We start from the raw sequence: 16,920 nt of genomic DNA, 5'->3' as shown, positions 1-16,920 counted from the left end.
CGGGCCGTTCATCCCGCACGGATGAGTTCCGGCCGCGGGCCCGGGTGTTACACCGGACGGCGTGGAGGAACCCGCCCCCGGCCCGAGCGGCCCGATCGTGGTCGCCGGCGGCGGCTATGCCGGGCTGCACGTCACCCTGCGCCTGACCGCCCGGCTCGGCGACCACCCCGGGGTGGAGCTGATCCTGGTCGACCGCAACGACTACCACCAGGTCCTCACCGAACTGCCCCGGGTCGCCGCCGGCACCCGCGCCGCCGACGCGGTGCGCCTGCCGCTGCCGGACCTGCTGGCCGAGCGGGTCCGGTTCGTCCGCACCGAGATCACCGGCCTCGACCCGGCCGGGCGGCAACTGCGCACCGTGGCCGGGCCGATCGGCTGGGGGCGGCTGGTGCTGGCCCTGGGTAGCCGGCCCAACGACTTCGCCATTCCCGGCCTGGCCGAGCGCGCGCTGCCGATGTATTCGGTCGGTGACGCCGAGCGGGTCTGGGCGGCGGTCGGCCGGGCGCTCGACGACGCCGCGCTCGCCACCGATGCCGAGGAGCAACGCCGCCGGGCGACCGTGGTGGTCGGCGGCGGGGGCGCCACCGGGGTGGAGCTGGCCGGCGAGCTGGCCGAGATGCTGCCCGAGGTGGCCGTCCGGCACGGCCTGGCGCCGGACCGGCCCGCCGTGCTGCTCATCGAGGCGGGCCCGGCCATCCTGGCCGGCTCCTCTACCAAGCTGGTCGACGAGGCCACCCGGATTCTCGCCGGCCTGGGCGTCCGGGTGCGCACCGGCGCGGTGGTCGCCGCCGCCACCGAGGAGGGCTTCCGGCTTACTGACGGCCAGGTGGTGCGCGGTGGTGTCGTGGTCTGGGCCGGTGGGGTGAAAGCGCCCGGCCTGGTGGCCGAATCCGGGCTGCCGACCGGCCACAACGGCCGGGTCAAGGTCGACCGGTACCTGCGCGCCCTGGACCACCCGGACATCTACGTCGCCGGCGACCTGGCCTCGGTGACCGACCCGGACAGCGGCCACGTGTTGCCCCCGCTGGCGCAGGTGGCGCTGGAGGAGGGCGAGACCGTGGCCCGCAACCTGCACGCGGAGCTGGCGGGCCGCTCGCGGGAGGCGTTCACGTTCCACGACAAGGGTTTCGTCGTGTCGGTCGGGGTCCGCCGCGGGGTCGCCGACGTCGCCGGGTTCACCAGTGGCGGGCGGCTGGCGCACCTGCTCAAGGACGCCATCGAGTGGGAGTACCGCCTGTCCGTCCGGCACCTGCGTGGCTGGGACCCGTGATAACCCCCGACGGAAGGAGCATCATGAGCGAGCCGACCGATCCGCTGCCGATCGTGCTGATCCACGGGCTGTGGATGACCGCGCGCAGCTGGGACCGCTGGGTCGACCACTACCGGGCGAAGGGCCACCAGGTCGTCGCGCCGAGCTACCCGGGATTCGAGATCGAGGTGGAGGCGCTGCGGGCGAACCCCAAGGTGATCGAGGACGCCTCGGTGCCGGAGACCCTCGAACATCTCACCGAGGTGGTGGAGACCCTGGACCGGCCGCCGATCATCATGGGCCACTCGTTCGGCGGCACCTTCACCCAGCTGCTGGTCAACCGGGGACTGGGGGCGGCCGCGGTGACGATCGACTCGGCGCCGCCCGAGGGCGTCCGGGTCAACCCGCCGTCCCAGATCAGGTCGCTGTTCCCGGTCCTGAAGAACCCGGCGAACCGGCACCGCGCGGTGGGCTTCACCAAGGAGCAGTTCCACTACGCGTTCGCGAACACGGTCAGCCGGGAGGAGTCCGACGCGGCGTACGACCGGCTGCACATCCCGGCGCCCGGCAACTGGGTGTGGGCCTACGGCCTGATCGCCAACTGGAAGCCCGGCCACCAGGAGACCTGGGTCGACTACGACCTGGACGACCGGGCGCCGCTGCTGTTCCTCGCGGGCGGCCGGGACCACCTGATGCCGCCGTCGGTGATCCGCTCCAACGCGAAGAAGTACCGCGACTCCGACGCGCTCACCGAGTACTACGAGTTCTCCGACCGTTCCCATTTCACCGGGGTGGAGCCGGGCTGGGAGCAGGTGGCCGATTACGCGCTCACCTGGGCGACCGGTCACGCGCGCACGCGCCCGGACTGAGCCGGGCGCGGCCGGTTGTCGACGATGCGGCGGGCCTTGCCGATCGATCGTTCCAGCGTGGCCGGGGGACGACCTCGACCCGTACCGAAACGCCGATGGTGAGTTTGATCAAATTCGCGAGGGTACGGCCGGTGTCTCGACGGCCCGGCCGATCGAGGACGCACTGGTAGTGGGGCGCCAGGCCGGGCACGCGCAGGATCAGCTCCTCCACCTGGGTGGGGAAGACGTTGACGCCGCGCAGGATCATCGGCGAGCGTCTGTACGTCTCGCCGCTGACCGTGAAGTCGCACGTCAACCGGGCGATGATGAAGCTCGGCGCGCGCGATCGGGCGCAGCTGGTGGTGATCGCGTACCAGAGCGGGCCTGGTCCGCCCGGGCGAGGCGGCGCCGCTCTGATCACACCGGGTCGACAGCGGTGTCCCGCGTGTCAGATCAAGCCGGCTGCGCGGGCGTGCATCAGGGCCTCGGTGCGGCCGGCGGCGCCCATCCGGGTGTACACCTGGCGGAGCAGCCGGAACATCATCCGTTCCGAGTAGCCGGCCTGGTCGGCCACGGTTGCGACGCTGCTACCTCCGGCCAGTGCCCGGAGCCAGCCGATCTCCTCGGTCGTCGGGCCGGTCCGGGCGTCGCCCGGCGGAGCGCCGCCGGCCCGCGCCGCCAGCTCCCGGACCACGGCGATCGGCAGGATGCTGCTGCCCCGCGCCACCGCGGCCAGGGCCTCCCGTAGCTGCTCGGGGGAGGTGTCACGGGACAGCACCCCAACCGCTCCGGCGGTCAGCGCCCGCAGGTGCACGGTCACGCTCGGGTCCTCGACGACGGCGATCACGATCGTTGCGTCGCGGGCCGCGCAGACTTCGGCCAGCAGGGCCCAGTCCTCGGGCGTCCGGGCGGTGAGCAGCACGATGCGGCGTTCGTCAGTGCGTACCCATGCCATGAGATCGTCGGGCACCTCGGCGGCAACGCTGGCATCGGCCAGCGCCGCCATGACGCCACGGCGGAACAGCGGCAGCGGATCCGAAACGGCGACGCGGGCCAGCATCGATGCGCGATCCTCCGGGAGTCGGGTCTGGCGGGGTGCGCCTGAGATCCTCACCCATGGCCGCCGCCGGGGCCATCACCGTTCGCGGCGTGCCGCTGCCCGGGCCGTCATGGTCACGCCCGCATCGATGCGTCATGGACCCGCGCCCGCCCGCGCTCCTAGCGTCGGATTCCGGAGGGCCGGTTCGGGCGGAACCCGGCCGAGAGGCGGTCACGATGTTGAACCGGCGGTATCTCGCGCCTGACCCGGAAAAGGGTGCCGGAAAATCCAACAGCCACGTGGTCCTGATCGTCTTGGTGTCGGTGGTGCTGATCCTGGTCTGCCTGGGCGTCTTTGCCGCCGCGCATTAGGCGTGCCCGGCCGCCCGCCGCGCCCGGGTCAATGACGGGGTGTCGGTGTGGCCCTCGAACTGCCGTAGCAGCCGTTGGACCCGGCCCACCGCGCCCCGGGCGGAGGTGGCGCGCCGGGCGTCCTGGAACGCCTCGCACGCGTCCTCGACGGATCCGGAGCGGTCGTACCGCGCCAGGCCGAGGAGGGCGACCCCGTGCAGATCGCGTACCTGGAAGTCGGTGTCGTCGGCCTCGCGCAGCTGCTCGGCCAGGTCGCGGGCCAGGCCGAACGCCCGATGGGACGCCTCCCCGTCATCTCGATGCACGGCGATGAGACCGGACAGCACCAGTCCGTACAGGCCGGGTTCCTGGCGGGTGGCGAGCGCCGCCGCCGCGGCGGCTTCCGGCAGGCGGCGACCGAACAGCAACGCCAGCGCCAGCGTCTCGTTGGCGGTCCGGCAGAGGACGCCGCTGTTGCAGCGCAGCCCCAGGTCGGCGGCCTGACCGGCGATCGTGACGGCGTCACCGCGATCGCCGAGATCAACCAGAGCGTCAGCCTCGAGTTGCAGACATTGCCCGGCCAGCAGCCAGATCTCTCGTCCCCGGGCCACCTCGTAGCCGGTGCGCAACAGCTCGCGTGCGCGATCCGGATGGCCGCGTTGTGTCTCGGCCCAGCCGGCGGCCATCGACAGGAACGTCTCGATTCGGGGGTCCCGGTCCTGCGGGAGCCTCGGCAGGAGCCGGACAGCAGCGGCGCGGTGCCGCAGCGCGCCGGACAGCTTGCCGGCCCGGCCGAGGGAGAGGGCCAGCCCTTCGTGGGCCACGATACGTTCGTACGGCAGGTGCCAGCGCTGGGTCACGCTGACCGTCCGCAGCGCATCCCGGTAGCAGTCGATCGCCCGGCCGATCTCGCCCAACTCGAAGTGGGCCGCGCCGGCGTGGCTCAGGGCGCGGGAGATCGCCGCTTTCCGGCCGGACCGCCGGGCGGTGACCGTGGCCTCCTCGGCGCACCGCAGCCCGCTCCGGAGATCGCCGGCCTGCTTGTACGCGCGGATGAGGAGCGCCCGGCGCAGGAAGTCCCGGTCGAAGTCCGCCGGAAATTCCGGCACCCCTTTCAGGGCCGGGATCAGCGCGCCGTTCTGCCCCCAGCGCAGCAGGTGGGCGTCCTCGATGGCCGCGATGAGATCCACGGCCCGGTCGAACTGCCCGGCGCAGAGGCGTAGGTCGATCTCCACGAAGTTCGGGTGGAGATCCTCGGCGCTCTGGACCTGGGCCGTGGGCTTGCGCAGTGCGGCGAAGTACTCGGCCGCCCGCCGGAAGAGGAACTCGCGCGTCAGTTGCGGCGTCTCGGACGCGTCTCCCCTGTCGATGGTGGCGAGGACATAGTCGCCGTCCGGGTCGCGAGGCAGGAAGTAGTGGGGGCCGTCGCAGCGCGCCAGCCGGCGCCGGCAGAGGTCGGCCAGCCGCTCGCCGACGCTCTGCCCGGGGACGAAATCCCGCAGCAGATGGACCACGGCCGAAGGCTTCACGGGCCAGCGGTAGATCGCCAGCGCCTGCACGATCCTGCGGTCGACCGAGTCCAGCTCGTCGAAGGTCCATTCGATCAGCCGGCGGCCCAGCGCGTCGGGACGGACCGGGGCCATCCGGTGGACCAGCCAGGACAGTGTCTGGCCGGGTGAGCTGCGCAGCACCCCGAATGCCAGCTCCAGCAGCCGGGGTGAGCCGCCGGTCAGTTCGACGAGCCAATCCACGTCGTGCCGGTCCGCCCCGGAGAGGATGCCGAGACCTTCGCCGTCCAGGCGCCGCAGGAAGTCGCGGGAGTGGTCGAGCGAGAGCCCTTCGCCGATCGGCAACCTCCGGCCGTGCTCGCCGGCCCGGTCGAGCAGGCAGTCCGGCGCCTTCCGGGAGCTGAGGACGATCCGTACGCGGTGATCGTCGCCGTCGAGCAGGCAGTCGACGAGCCGGCTGAGCTCCCGGTCGTACAGCTCGCCATGGTCGTCGATCAGCTCCTCGGCGTTGTCCACGAAGACGACGACCTCGGTCCGGCGCAGCGTCCGCAGCACGGCGTCGAGCTTGTCGGTCACCGGCTGCTGGCTACGCAGCACAACGAGCAGCGGCCGTCTCGCCTCGGGTTCGATGACCGTCCGTGCCAGCCTCCAGACCAGCGTGCCGGCGTTCACCGGGTCGTGGCCCAGCATCGGCAGGTAGACGAACCGTCGTGCGGTCACCGGGGACCGCGGGGTGCCGGCGCGGCCCAGCATCCGCCCGATCACCCCGGTTTTGCCGATGCCGGCCGCACCGGTCAGGGCGACCAGCCGGACGTTCCCGTCGGCGAGGTAGTTCTCCAGGTCTCTGATCTCCTGGACGCGGTTGCGGAACTCGTTGGGCGGGCTGGCCGGCGGCCGGCCGACACAGACGATGCCCGCCTGGTCGTCGGGTGCGGCATCCGGCTCGTACTCCTCCTGGATCCCTTCGCTGAGCTCGTCGTCGACGCGGCCCTGTGCCGCGGCGGGATCGTCGCAGCGGGCCCGTGCCTCCCGGATCCGGCGGTCCAAGACGGCCAGTTCGGCATCGAACCACCGGCGCGTGGCGGGGTTCGCACTGTCGGCGCGCCGCTGCAACGAGTCGCGCCGCGTGACCAGAGCCGCCAGCCGGTACTCCGGTGAGGCGAGGTACGAGATCCGGTCCCGAAGGCCCGGCAGGCCCGTGGCCGGGTCGGTGCTGAGGCCAGCAGCCGGTGCCTCGGCGAGCCGGGACGGTACCGGGACGTCCGGGTCGGCCCGTACCACCACGACCGGTAGCTCGCGTGCCAGGACCTGGTCGATCTCGGTCCGGCAGACATCGTCGTCGACCGCGCGGCGAGTGAGGACCAGCACCACGGCGTCCGCGCCGGTGAAACGGTTGGCGGCCGTCCTGTCCCGGACGGTGACCGGCAGCTCGGCGAGTGCGTCGGCCACGTCGTGGGCGGCGGCCGTGCCGTCGCGCTCAGCGAAGATCAGCGCCAGCGACAGATGGTCGGCCGTCGCCGCCTCCGCGGCGGCGGCCGTCGCCGGGTTGGTCAACTCGGTGAAGATCCGCCGGAGCTCCGGCTCACGAGGCGCCGCCGTACACGCCTTCTCGAGCAGGTCGAGCAGCCAGCCGTCGGTGGTGGCCTCCCGGATGGCGGCGAGGACATGCGCACGCGATCTCGCGCCATGGATCTTGAACTGGTCGTAGCGATGGTCGGTCTTGGCGAGAAGCTCGTCCATGTCGTCGTCGCCGAACGAGTTGATCAGGAGGTCGACGAGCCGAATCTCCTGCGGACCGCCGAATCTGATCTCGGGCATGGCGGGCCGGTCAGCTCGCGAACGCGGCGTCGGTGCCGCGGGCGGCCGTCAGCCGCCGGATCGCCGCCACCGGCACGCCGACGTTGAACCGCGGCAGCTGTCCGCGCCGGGTGGCTTCGGTGCCACGATGCAGCGCCACACATCGCCAGTCCATGGTGAAGCAGGGGGATCCGGATGAACCTCCGGCCGTGGTCGTCGTGTAACGGACCCGGGTCCGGTTCTGGTTGACGCGTACCACCGCGTTCGTCTCGACCGCGAACTTCAGCGGCCGGCGGTCCGGGTGCTGGACGATGGTGATGGCACGATGGCGAGCGAAGTCGTGTGCCTGCGCGGGCACCCGTACCCATCCGCGCGGTCCGGCCTCCGCGCCCTCGATCGGCTCGTCACCGAGGCGCCGCGCCAGCCGCAGCAGGGCGAAGTCGAGCTGGTCGGGCTCGGGATCGGTGCCGGAGTCAGGGACGGCGTCCTGGGCGCTGTGCGGGCTGGCGTCCACGAGCCAGTCGGCGGCCAGCCGGACGACTGTCGCGCTGGACACCCGCAGACCGTCCGGCAACGACTTGTAGTCGAAGATCAATCTCACTTCGGCGGGCCCGACGTCCCCGTCGAGAACCTCGGACACCACGTGGTGGTTCGTCAGCACGGTCTCCGGCCCCACCAGGAAGCCCGTGCCCGACCGGCCGCCGACGTCGATCCTGCACACCTGGCCCCCGACTCTCTGGAAGCAGGCGAGCCACTCCACGGCGTCGTAGGTTTCGCCGCCGCGCTTGACCGTCGCCTCGACATGGCCGGCGTCCTCGATCTCCTGGCCGTCCGCGACGATCGTCGAGGCGAGACCGTGCCGGGCGGCGAACGTCAGCAGGGCGACGTCGTCCGGCACGGCTCTTCTCGCCTCGACCACCAGGGACGGCCACCACAATTTGGCGTCGGCCCGGCGGATCACCCGTAACAGGGCCCGCGGGAAGGTGTCCGTCGGGCCCGCGATGTTCCAGAGGCGCTCGTTCAGGCGGTACTGCAGGAACTCGTCGAAGTCCTCCGGGCCGTCGAAGACCGCCTGCAGCAGCCGGCGCAGTTCGCTCTGCTCGTGGTCCCTCAGGTGGTAGACAACCATCGACGCCTCGCCTCGCCGCCGGAACACGCGCACGTTCTGCCACAGGCTACGTACCCGACGTGTGGTTCCGTCAAGGCCGCGAAGGGACGCCGCTGTCGGCCGTACGACGGACAACCCGTCGCCGGCCAGCCACAGTGGTCGCATCAGACCTCGCGGGGACGAGACAGCCGGGACTGCCCATGGCCGGAAATCTTTCATCGTTCGATCCCGATGCGTTCGCCGACGCCGGTCTCCGGGCCGACCAGCTCACCGATCTCGCGCAGCCGCTCGCCTGGCACGGTGACGACGCCGGTCCGCGGCTGGCGAGGTCCGACCCGGCTCAACTGATCGGATCCTGGCAAACCGTGATCGACGAGTCGCCGGGCGGCATCCGGCTGGCCGTCAGCGGCGTGGAACTGGCGGACGCGTCGCCGACGCTCGCGCGTCTGCGGAAGGCGACCGGAGTCGCCTCGGCCTTCCTCGCTGACGAGGGTCTGTGCCCGTTCCCGCTGAGCGACGATCGGTTGCGTATCGGCGTGCTCCCGGGCTCATCGATGATCGGCTCGCTGACCGGAGTTCCCGCCGAGCTACGGGTGCTGACGGACGCCGCCGGGGCCTGCGATGTGCTGGTCCTCGACGACTATCGCGACCTGGATCGGGCCGGCGCGTTCAGCGCGCGGATCCTTCTGACGCTGGCGCCCGGCGGGCTGCCCGGCGCGGCCGTACTCCGGACGATCGGCGCTGCCGCCGAATTGATGTCGGCCGGCATGTGGGCGATCGGCGACGCCGGGCTTGACGAGGCGGTACGGAGTCTGGTGGACGCGGCGGCGCACCACCAGCCGCTGGATGTGGCGATCAGACAGTTCGCGATCATCGTCGCGCACCCCGAGGCATTGCTGACCGAGCCGCCCCCGGAACCCGACGCCGCCGATCCGGCCCGGGAGGGACGCCCGTTGCCCAGCGACGGATCCGAGTCGAGCCCTGTCATCGACGACGAACCGCGCTACCTCGCAGTTCAGGTCTACGACTCGGCCGGGATCCGCCGGCGGCGCGCGTTCCGGCGCGGCGCCCGGCACGAGATCAGCGTCCGGATCGGACCGCACGACGACACCTGGCTGGATTCCGGGCCGATCGAGGAGCAGCCGCTGGACTGGGACGAGCACGGCGCCACGGTCCGGGTGTTCCTGACCGTCAACCTCACCACCGGGGTGTTGGCAACCGAACCCAGGACCCTGGTGCTGCCCCGGCAGGGGGCGTCCCGTGAACTCTCGTTCGCTTTCGACGTGCCGGCCGCCCAGGACACGCTGCGCCTGTCCGTCCATGTGTACCAGCAGAATCGCGTCGTGCAGGTGCTGGACCTGGTCGGCCCGGTCGCGGACGAGGACGTCACGGTCGGCGGCGCCCGCCTGTCGGCGGTCCGGAGCCTGCTGCGGCCGATGCCGGCCGGCACCGGGGCACGGCAGCCCTTCGACGCGTCGCTCGGCTTCTACGCCGGGGGCGATGGGGAGGCGGTCATCGTCGGCGCCGATCGTCCCGCACGACTCGACACGGTGGAACTCGCGGAGCTGCAGCGCAACCTGACCGACATCCTGCGGCGCGCGGTCGGCGAGGACGGTGCGGTGAACGCCCGGCCCGGTAGCGCGCAGCAGACCGCGATGCTGCGTGACCTGGCCCGATTCGGCATCGCGTTCTACCAGGAACTTGTCCGGCAGGGGTTCGCCCACCTCTCCGGAGCTGTCTTCGTGCAGGTGGTCACGTCCGAGAAGGACGGCGCCTGGCCAATCGAGATGGTGTACGACCGTGGCGTGCCGGACGCGCACGCCCGGCTCTGCCGCCGGTGGCGGCAGGCCCTCGACACCGGCCGCTGCGACTGCCCGGAAGCACCCGGTACCAAGGCCCGGCGAGTGATCTGCCCGCTGGGCTTCTGGGGCATCCGGATGGTCATCGAACGGCGGATGCTGGCCGGCGCCGGTGCCACCCGGGGCACCGCCGTCTTCCAGACCGACCCGCTGCCCGGGCGCCGTTCGCTTCGGGAGATCGATGCGATGGTCTTCGCGGCGAAGCACGGACCGGTCAGCGCCGCCGATCGCGGCCGCATCCGGGACGCCTACCGCCGCCGTCTCGGCCTGCGCGTCGACGAGGCCACCTCGTGGCGGCAGTGGCGCAGACTCGTGGACAGCCACGGCCCGCCTCTGCTGGTGCTGCTCTCGCATAACACGGAGGGGCGGGAGCAGAACACGCGCGTGCTGCAGATCGGCCAGAAAAGCGAGGTTCTGATCGACGTGGTCGGTACGGAGTACGTGGTGCCGCCCAGGCAGGACGCCGGCGTACCGGGGCCGGTGGTGGTGCTCCTGGGATGCAACACCGCGATCTCGGACACCCCGTGGCAGGACCCGGTGAGCCGGTTCCGGTACGGCTCAGCCGCGGTGGTGATCGGAACGGTCGTCGAGACGCTGGGCGGACAGGCCGCCGAGGCGGCGTGTGAGATCGCCGTTGCCATCGCCGGCGGGCCGCGCCGGTTCGGCGATCTGATGCGGGCCGCGCGGCGGGCGCTGCTCGCCAAGGGGCTGGCGATCGCCTTCTCCGTGGTGGCGTTCGGCGACGCCGATTGGGATGTGCCGGCCCGGAGCGGGACATGATCAGCGTGACGATGCTTCCGGCGGCGCACGGGGACGCGCTTTGGGTGGAGTGGGATGGCGGCCGGATGCTCATCGACGGTGGCCCGCGGACGACGTACACGGCGGTGCGCGACCGCGTCCGGGCACTGCCGGTCGCGCACCGCCACGTCGACCGGTTGGTCGTCACACACATCGACGCCGATCACATCGAGGGTGTCGTCCGGCTGCTGCAGGACTGGAAGCCGCTCCGGGCCACGGTGGGCGAGGTCTGGTTCAACGGCTGGCGCCAGCTCGAACCCTTCGCGCCGACGCTCGGCGCCGACCAGGGCGAGATGGTCGGCGCCATGATCAGGCGACACTCGCTGCCGGCCAACGATCGGGCGATCATGGTGCCGGGGCGCGGGCCGCTTCCCGTTCTCCAGCTGCCCTGCGGCGCCCGGGCCACGGTGCTCTCACCCGGCGAGGACCAGCTGCGCAAGCTTCGGTCCCAGTGGGTCCGCGTCCTGGCACTGGCCGGCATGACCCCCGGACGGCAGGACGAGGTGCTCGAACGGCTCCGGCAACGACCCGAACTCCGAGGTCTGGACGGGACGCTCGGCGGCGAGCGGCTGGACAGCTCGGTGGCCAACGCATCCAGCATCGCGTTCCTCCTGGAGCACGCCGGCCGGTCGGCGTTGTTCACCGGCGACGGACACAGCCCCGTTCTTGCCGCCGGGCTGCGGCGCCTGCTGGCCGAGCGCGGCCTGAAGGTCCTGGATGTGGACCTGGTCAAGCTGCCTCACCACGGCAGCGCCGCCAACGTGACCACCGAGCTGCTCGCCCTGATCCGCTCACCGCGATTCCTGGTGTCCACCAACGGCGCGAAATTCAAACACCCCGATGTCGCCGCGGTCCGCCGCGTCATCGACGCCGGTCGGCGCGGGCCGGTGCCCACCCTGTTCTTTAACTACCGGTCCTCGACCACGCGGAGGTGGGACAAGCCCGGCAACTCCCGGTACCAGGCCGTCTATCCGGCCTCGCCGGCCGGCGGACTCACCGTGGTGGTCTGAGGTGGCACGGATCGGCGGACGGCCGCCATCCCGCGGACCCCGCACACCGTTGCCGGGAGCGGTGCCGAGGGTTATGCCCGGGGACGGTTGTCGACGATGCGGCGGGCCTTGCCGATCGAGCGTTCCAGCGTGGCCGGGGGGACGACCTCGACCCGTACCGAAACGCCGATGTTGTGTTTGATCAGATCCGCGAGGCTCGGGCCGGCGCCCGCCACGGGCCGGTCGGAGCGCGATTCGACGCGGACCGTCATCTCGTCGAGGCGGCCCGGCCGATCGAGGACGCACTGGTAGTGGGGCGCCAGGCCGGGCACGCGCAGGATCAGCTCCTCGACCTGGGTGGGGAAGACGTTGACGCCGCGCAGGATCATCATGTCGTCGCTGCGGCCGGTGACCTTCGCCATCCGGCGCATCGGGCGGGCCGTGCCGGGCAGCAGGCGGGTCAGGTCCCGGGTGCGGTACCGGATGACCGGCATCGCCTCCCTGGTCAGCGACGTGAACACCAGCTCGCCCAGCTCGCCGTCGGGCAGCGGGTTCTCGAACGACGGGTCGATGATCTCCGGGAAGAAGTGGTCCTCCCAGACGTGCAGGCCGTCCTTGGTCTCCACGCACTCCTGGCTGACGCCCGGACCCATCACCTCGGACAGGCCGTAGATGTCGACGGCGTGCATGTCGAGCCGGCTCTCCACCTCGCGGCGCATGTCCTCGGTCCACGGCTCGGCGCCGAAGATGCCCACCTTCAGGCTGGTGCCGGCCGGGTCGACGCCCTGGCGCTCGAACTCGTCGAGGATGGTCAGCATGTACGACGGGGTGACCATGATGACGTCCGGCTCGAAGTCGACGATCAGGCGGACCTGACGCTCGGTCATGCCGCCGGAGACCGGGATGACCGCGCAGCCCAGCCGCTCCGCGCCGTAGTGGGCGCCGAGGCCGCCGGTGAACAGGCCGTAGCCGTACGCCACGTGCACGCGGTGACCGGGGCGGCCGCCGGCCGCGCGGATCGAGCGGGCCATCACGGCGGCCCAGGTGTCCAGGTCGCGCTGGGTGTAGCCGACGACCGTGGGGCGGCCGGTGGTGCCGCTGGAGGCGTGGATGCGGGCGATGCGGTCGCGGGGGACGGCGAACATGCCGTACGGATAATTGTCTCTGAGGTCTTGTTTTGTGGTGTAGGGAAAGCGGGTCAGGTCGCTCAGCGCGCGGCAGTCGTCCGGGTGCACGCCGGCCGCGTCGAACTTCCGGCGGTAGAACGGCACGTTGTCGTAGGCGTGCCGCAGCGTCCACCGGAGCCGCTCCAGCTGCAGGGCGCGCAGCTCGTCGACCGAGGCGCGCTCGGCCGGGTCGAGATCCTCGGCGCGCGGGGTGAGATCGAGCACACCTGTTACGTTATTGCAGACCGATCGGTTGGTAAATGGCTGGAGGGCCGGTGGACGAGATCGCCCGGCGCAGCGCCGAGGTGATGCTGGCCGCGGACACCGCGAGCCGGGCACTGGGGATCAGCCTGGACGAGGTCGGGCCGGGCACCGCCGAGGTGTCGATGACCGTGCGGCCGGACATGACCAACGGGTGGGAGCTGTGCCACGGCGGGCTGATCGCGACGCTGGCCGACTCGGCGTTCGCGGTGGCCTGCAACTCCTACGGCGAGGTGACCGTGGCGGCCGGGTTCGACATCACGTTCCTCGAGCCGGCGCGGGTGGGGGACCGGTTGCGCGCCCGGGCCGTGGAGCGGGTGCGGCGGGGGCGGTCCGGGCTCTACGACGTGACCGTGCGGCGCGCGGCCGACGACGAGGTGATCGCCGAGTTCCGCGGGCGGAGCCGATCCCTGGGCCGGCCCGTCCCCGGCCTCTGATCGGCGCCGGCCCGCCCCCATGGCCGGAGATGATCCGTTTAGGGTGGGCCGATGGCGTCGGTCAAACAATTTCAGGTCACCTTCGACTGCGAGAATCCGGAGCGGGTCGCCCGCTTCTGGTGCGAGATCCTGGGCTACCAGGTGCCTCCGCCCCCGGCCGGCTTCGCCTCCTGGTCCGACTACGAGCACGCGCAGCCCGCCGACCGCCGCGGCGCCTGGTTCTCCTGCTCCGACCCGACCGGTGTCGGCCCGCGCCTGTTCTTCCAGCGCGTCCCCGAGGGCAAGGTCGTCAAGAACCGGGTGCACCTCGACGTCCGGGTCGGCACCGGCCTCACCGGCGCGGAGCGCCTGGCCGTGCTCACGGCGGAGTGCGCCCGGCTGGTCGCGCTCGGCGCCTCGATCGTGCTGGTCCAGGAGGCCGACGGGGAGAACGAGTCCTGCATCACCCTGCAGGACGTCGAGGGCAACGAGTTCTGCCTTGACTGAGCCGGGGAGCCAGACGACCGTCCGGCTGATCGAGGCGGCCGACGCGCCCGCCCTCGCCGAGCACCGGGTCCGCGACGAGCCGGCCTTCGCCCGCTGGGAGCCGGCCCGGCCGGGCAACTTCAGCACGGTCGAGGGCCAGGCCACGATGATCGAGAACCTGCTGGCCGGGCACCGGGCCGGCACCACCTGGCCGGGCGTGGTGCTGGTCGACGGGGTGGTCGCCGGGCAGGTCACGGTCGGGACCATCCTGCCGCAGCCGTACCTGCGCAACGGCTCGGTCGGCTACTGGATCGGCAGCGTCTTCCACAACCGGGGGCACGCCACCCGGGCCGTCGCCGAGATCCTCGAGGTGATGACCGGCGAGCTCGGCCTGCACCGGGCCGAGGCCACCACCCGGTTCGAGAATTTGGCCTCGCAGACCGTGCTGCGCCGCAACGGCTTCCGCCCGCACGGGGTGGCCCGCGAGCACATCTACCTGGCCGGGGCCTGGCACGACGTCATCCTCTGGGAGCAGATCCTGCAGCCCTGATCGAGGCCCTGATTTCGCTGGCAGTGAACGCCGGAAGATCGGCACCCCCGCCACGGTTGAGCCGCATGTACTCAACTCCTCGGAGGTACCCGGTGACCAGCAAGCGACTTCCCGTGTTGTTCCTTGACGACATCGTCCTGCTCCCCGGCATGGTCGTGCCGGTCGAGCTCGACGAGAAGGCCCAGGCGGCGGTCGACGCCGCCCGCACCTCGGCCGATTCCGAGCTGCTGATCGCCCCCCGGCTCGAGGACCGCTACGCCTCCTACGGCGTGGTGGCCACCGTCCAGCAGGTCGGCAAGCTCCGCGGCGGCGCCCCCGCCGCCGTCCTGCGGACCGGCGCCCGCGCCAAGATCGGCAGCGGCGTGACCGGCCCCGGCGCCGCGCTCTGGGTCGAGGCCGAGCCGGTGGTTCCCGCCCCGGTCGGCGAGCCGGCCCGGGAGCTCGCCGCCGAGTACAAGAAGCTGGTCGTGTCGGTCCTGCAGCGCCGCGAGGCGTGGCAGGTGCTCGACTCGGTCAGCGCCATCGACGACCCCGGTGACCTGGCCGACACCGCCGGCTGGGCGCCGTACCTGTCCAGCGACCGCAAGCGCGAGCTGCTCGAGACGCCCGACGTCGAGGCCCGGCTGCGGCTGCTGATCGAGTGGACCAAGGACTTCCTGGCGGAGTCCGAGGTCAACGACAAGATCGAGACCGACGTACGGGAATCGGTGGAGAAGCGGAACCGTGAGTACCTGCTCCGCGAGCAGCTCAAGGCGATCCGCAAGGAGCTCGGCGAGGGCGAGGCCGACGGCACCGACGACTACCGGGCCCGCGTCGAGGCGGCCGAGCTGCCCGACGCCGTCCGCGAGGCGGCGCTGCGCGAGGTCGACAAGCTCGAGCGCGCCGGCGACCAGAACCCGGAGGCCGGCTATCTCCGCACCTGGCTCGACACCGTGCTCGACCTGCCATGGGCGGTCCGCACCACGGACAACACCGACCTGTCCGCCGCCCGCGCGGTGCTCGACGCCGACCACCACGGCCTCGACGAGGTCAAGGACCGGATCGTGGAGTACCTGGGCGTCCGCGCCCGCCGCGAGTCCCGCGGCCTGTCGGTCGTCGGCGGCCGCGGCTCCGGCGCGGTGATCCTGCTGGCCGGCCCGCCCGGAGTCGGCAAGACGTCGCTCGGCGAGTCGGTCGCCCGCACCCTGGGCCGCAAGTTCGTCCGGGTCGCCCTGGGCGGCGTCCGCGACGAGGCGGAAATTCGAGGACATCGGCGTACGTACGTCGGCGCGCTCCCCGGCCGCATCGTCCGGGCGATCCGCGAGTCCGGCTCGATGAACCCGGTCGTCCTGCTCGACGAGGTCGACAAGATCGGCAGCGACTACCGCGGCGACCCGGCCGCGGCGCTGCTCGAGGTGCTGGACCCGGCGCAGAACCACACGTTCCGCGACCACTACCTCGACCTCGACCTGGACCTGTCCGACGTGCTGTTCATCGCCACCGCGAACACCCTGGAGACGATCCCGCAGGCGCTCTTCGACCGGATGGAGCTGATCGGCATCGACGGCTACACCGAGAACGACAAGGTCGCCATCGCCCGCGACTTCCTGGTGCCCCGCCAGCTGGAGAAGGCCGCGCTGTCCGAGGGCGAGGTGACGGTCACCGAGGACGCGCTGCGCGAGATCGCCGCCAATTACACCCGAGAGGCGGGCGTACGGTCGATGGAGCGCCTGCTCGCGAAGGCGTTCCGCAAGGCCGCCCTGGGCGAGCTCCCCGCCACGGTCGACGCCGCGGACCTCAAGGACCTGATCGGACGCCCCCGGTTCACCCCGGAGTCGGCCGAGCGCACCGCGGTCCCCGGCGTCTCCACCGGCCTGGCCGTCACCGGCATGGGCGGCGACGTCCTCTACATCGAGGCGTCCCTGCTCCCCGGCGACAAGGGCGGCCTGTCGGTCACCGGCCAGCTCGGCGACGTGATGAAGGAGTCCGCGCAGATCGCCCTCTCCTACGTCCGGGCCCACGCCGATGAGCTGGGCATCTCCCCGGAGCAGCTGGACCACCCGATCCACCTGCACGTCCCGGCGGGCGCGGTCCCGAAGGACGGCCCGTCGGCCGGCGTCACGATGACCACGGCGCTGGTGTCGCTGCTGCTCGGCCGCAACGTGCGGGCCGAGGTCGGGATGACCGGCGAGGTCTCCCTGACCGGCCGGGTCCTGCCGATCGGCGGGGTCAAGCAGAAGCTGCTCGCCGCGCAGCGGGCCGGCCTGACCGAGGTCTTCATCCCGCAGCGCAACGAGCCCGACCTGGACGACGTCCCCCAGGACGTCCTCGACGCCCTCACGGTCCACATCGTGTCGGACGTCCGGGACATCCTGAGCACCGCCCTGGAGCAGGTCTCCGCCGACGCACTCGCCGCCGCCTGACGCCGCTGACGGCCGTGATCCGGTTCCGCCGGGTCACGGCCGTGGCCTTTCGGGCGGGCGCGGACGCACCGCATGGGCGTTTCGTGCCCGGCTG

14 protein-coding genes and 1 pseudogene are annotated in these 16,920 nt (G+C 72.0%); 10 read left to right on the top strand and 5 right to left on the bottom strand.

What is annotated here, in order from left to right; genetic code table 11:
- The first annotated feature begins 61 nt into the window (after window positions 1-61).
- Both L3i22_RS29205 and L3i22_RS29200 read left to right on the top strand, forming a co-directional pair.
- Window positions 62-1,270 carry an NAD(P)/FAD-dependent oxidoreductase gene (locus L3i22_RS29205; RefSeq protein WP_221320733.1) on the top strand — a complete coding sequence of 403 codons (1,209 nt, stop codon included), beginning with the start codon at window positions 62-64 and terminating at the stop codon, window positions 1,268-1,270.
- A gap of 23 nt (window positions 1,271-1,293) precedes the next feature.
- Window positions 1,294-2,118 (top strand): alpha/beta hydrolase, encoded by an 825-nt coding sequence (locus tag L3i22_RS29200; protein WP_221320732.1) that lies wholly within the window; start codon window positions 1,294-1,296, stop codon window positions 2,116-2,118.
- On the opposite strand, the gene L3i22_RS29195 is transcribed toward L3i22_RS29200, so the two are convergent.
- A complete protein-coding gene (locus L3i22_RS29195; protein WP_255657240.1) occupies window positions 2,078-2,365 on the bottom strand; it encodes a hypothetical protein in 288 nt (95 codons plus the stop codon). The two genes, L3i22_RS29200 and L3i22_RS29195, sit on opposite strands and share 41 nt — an antisense overlap.
- Between L3i22_RS29195 and L3i22_RS53755 the strand changes: the two are divergent.
- A pseudogene (locus L3i22_RS53755) lies at window positions 2,364-2,480 on the top strand (response regulator transcription factor); the annotation flags it as partial. The gene L3i22_RS29195 and the pseudogene L3i22_RS53755 sit on opposite strands and share 2 nt — an antisense overlap.
- Window positions 2,481-2,545: 65 nt before the next feature.
- On the opposite strand, the gene L3i22_RS29185 reads toward L3i22_RS53755, so the two are convergent.
- Window positions 2,546-3,157, bottom strand: coding sequence for a DNA-binding response regulator (locus L3i22_RS29185; RefSeq protein ID WP_221320731.1), 612 nt, complete (start codon window positions 3,155-3,157; stop codon window positions 2,546-2,548).
- A gap of 56 nt (window positions 3,158-3,213) precedes the next feature.
- Between L3i22_RS29185 and L3i22_RS29180 the strand changes: the two genes are divergently transcribed.
- The gene (locus tag L3i22_RS29180; RefSeq protein ID WP_221320730.1) at window positions 3,214-3,507 is read left to right on the top strand and encodes a hypothetical protein; all 294 of its coding nucleotides are present in this window, start codon (window positions 3,214-3,216) and stop codon (window positions 3,505-3,507) included.
- On the opposite strand, the gene L3i22_RS29175 is transcribed toward L3i22_RS29180, so the two are convergent.
- Both L3i22_RS29175 and L3i22_RS29170 read right to left on the bottom strand, forming a co-directional pair.
- Entirely contained in the window at window positions 3,504-6,812 is a 3,309-nt protein-coding gene (locus tag L3i22_RS29175) for an ATP-binding protein (RefSeq protein WP_221320729.1), read from the bottom strand. The two genes, L3i22_RS29180 and L3i22_RS29175, sit on opposite strands and share 4 nt — an antisense overlap.
- A 10-nt stretch (window positions 6,813-6,822) precedes the next feature.
- Window positions 6,823-7,947 (bottom strand): trypsin-like peptidase domain-containing protein, encoded by a 1,125-nt coding sequence (locus tag L3i22_RS29170; RefSeq protein ID WP_221320728.1) that lies wholly within the window; start codon window positions 7,945-7,947, stop codon window positions 6,823-6,825.
- A gap of 152 nt (window positions 7,948-8,099) precedes the next feature.
- On the opposite strand from L3i22_RS29170, the gene L3i22_RS29165 reads away from it, so the two are divergent.
- Window positions 8,100-10,538, top strand: a complete 2,439-nt coding sequence (locus tag L3i22_RS29165) for a hypothetical protein (protein ID WP_221320727.1) — start codon at window positions 8,100-8,102, stop codon at window positions 10,536-10,538.
- 11 nt (window positions 10,539-10,549) lie between these two features.
- Window positions 10,550-11,566 (top strand): ComEC/Rec2 family competence protein, encoded by a 1,017-nt coding sequence (locus L3i22_RS29160; RefSeq protein ID WP_255658723.1) that lies wholly within the window; start codon window positions 10,550-10,552, stop codon window positions 11,564-11,566.
- A 71-nt stretch (window positions 11,567-11,637) separates the two neighbouring features.
- Here L3i22_RS29160 and paaK read toward each other — a convergent pair whose 3' ends face one another.
- Entirely contained in the window at window positions 11,638-12,936 is a 1,299-nt protein-coding gene (gene paaK / locus L3i22_RS29155) for a phenylacetate--CoA ligase PaaK (RefSeq protein ID WP_221320725.1), read from the bottom strand.
- A 35-nt stretch (window positions 12,937-12,971) separates the two neighbouring features.
- On the opposite strand from paaK, the gene paaI reads away from it, so the two are divergent.
- From paaI to lon, 4 genes are all read left to right on the top strand, one after another.
- A complete protein-coding gene (gene paaI / locus L3i22_RS29150; RefSeq protein ID WP_221320724.1) occupies window positions 12,972-13,409 on the top strand; it encodes a hydroxyphenylacetyl-CoA thioesterase PaaI in 438 nt (145 codons plus the stop codon).
- Window positions 13,410-13,460: 51 nt separating this feature from the next.
- Window positions 13,461-13,895, top strand: coding sequence for a VOC family protein (locus L3i22_RS29145; protein WP_221320723.1), 435 nt, complete (start codon window positions 13,461-13,463; stop codon window positions 13,893-13,895).
- On the top strand, window positions 13,888-14,424 hold the full coding sequence (locus L3i22_RS29140; protein WP_221320722.1) for a GNAT family N-acetyltransferase: 537 nt from the start codon (window positions 13,888-13,890) through the stop codon (window positions 14,422-14,424). Before L3i22_RS29145 ends, L3i22_RS29140 begins: the two co-directional genes overlap by 8 nt.
- Window positions 14,425-14,489: 65 nt before the next feature.
- A complete protein-coding gene (gene lon, locus L3i22_RS29135) occupies window positions 14,490-16,826 on the top strand; it encodes an endopeptidase La (RefSeq protein ID WP_221320721.1) in 2,337 nt (778 codons plus the stop codon).
- The last annotated feature ends 94 nt before the right edge of the window (window positions 16,827-16,920 follow it).

The organism is Actinoplanes sp. L3-i22, assembly GCF_019704555.1.
Lineage (GTDB): Bacteria > Actinomycetota > Actinomycetes > Mycobacteriales > Micromonosporaceae > Actinoplanes.
This window is presented reverse-complemented; position numbering and strand designations above follow the sequence as displayed.

Coding starts and splice junctions, on each gene's coding strand:
- L3i22_RS29195 (WP_255657240.1), bottom strand. CDS start 2,365: ATGATCCTGCGCGGCGTCAACGTCTTCCCCACCCAGGTGGAGGAGCTG.
- L3i22_RS29185 (WP_221320731.1), bottom strand. CDS start 3,157: ATGCTGGCCCGCGTCGCCGTTTCGGATCCGCTGCCGCTGTTCCGCCGT.
- L3i22_RS29180 (WP_221320730.1), top strand. CDS start 3,214: ATGGCCGCCGCCGGGGCCATCACCGTTCGCGGCGTGCCGCTGCCCGGG.
- lon (WP_221320721.1), top strand. CDS start 14,490: ATGTACTCAACTCCTCGGAGGTACCCGGTGACCAGCAAGCGACTTCCC.
- L3i22_RS29160 (WP_255658723.1), top strand. CDS start 10,550: ATGCTTCCGGCGGCGCACGGGGACGCGCTTTGGGTGGAGTGGGATGGC.
- L3i22_RS29200 (WP_221320732.1), top strand. CDS start 1,294: ATGAGCGAGCCGACCGATCCGCTGCCGATCGTGCTGATCCACGGGCTG.
- paaI (WP_221320724.1), top strand. CDS start 12,972: ATGGCTGGAGGGCCGGTGGACGAGATCGCCCGGCGCAGCGCCGAGGTG.
- L3i22_RS29165 (WP_221320727.1), top strand. CDS start 8,100: ATGGCCGGAAATCTTTCATCGTTCGATCCCGATGCGTTCGCCGACGCC.
- L3i22_RS29145 (WP_221320723.1), top strand. CDS start 13,461: ATGGCGTCGGTCAAACAATTTCAGGTCACCTTCGACTGCGAGAATCCG.
- L3i22_RS29175 (WP_221320729.1), bottom strand. CDS start 6,812: ATGCCCGAGATCAGATTCGGCGGTCCGCAGGAGATTCGGCTCGTCGAC.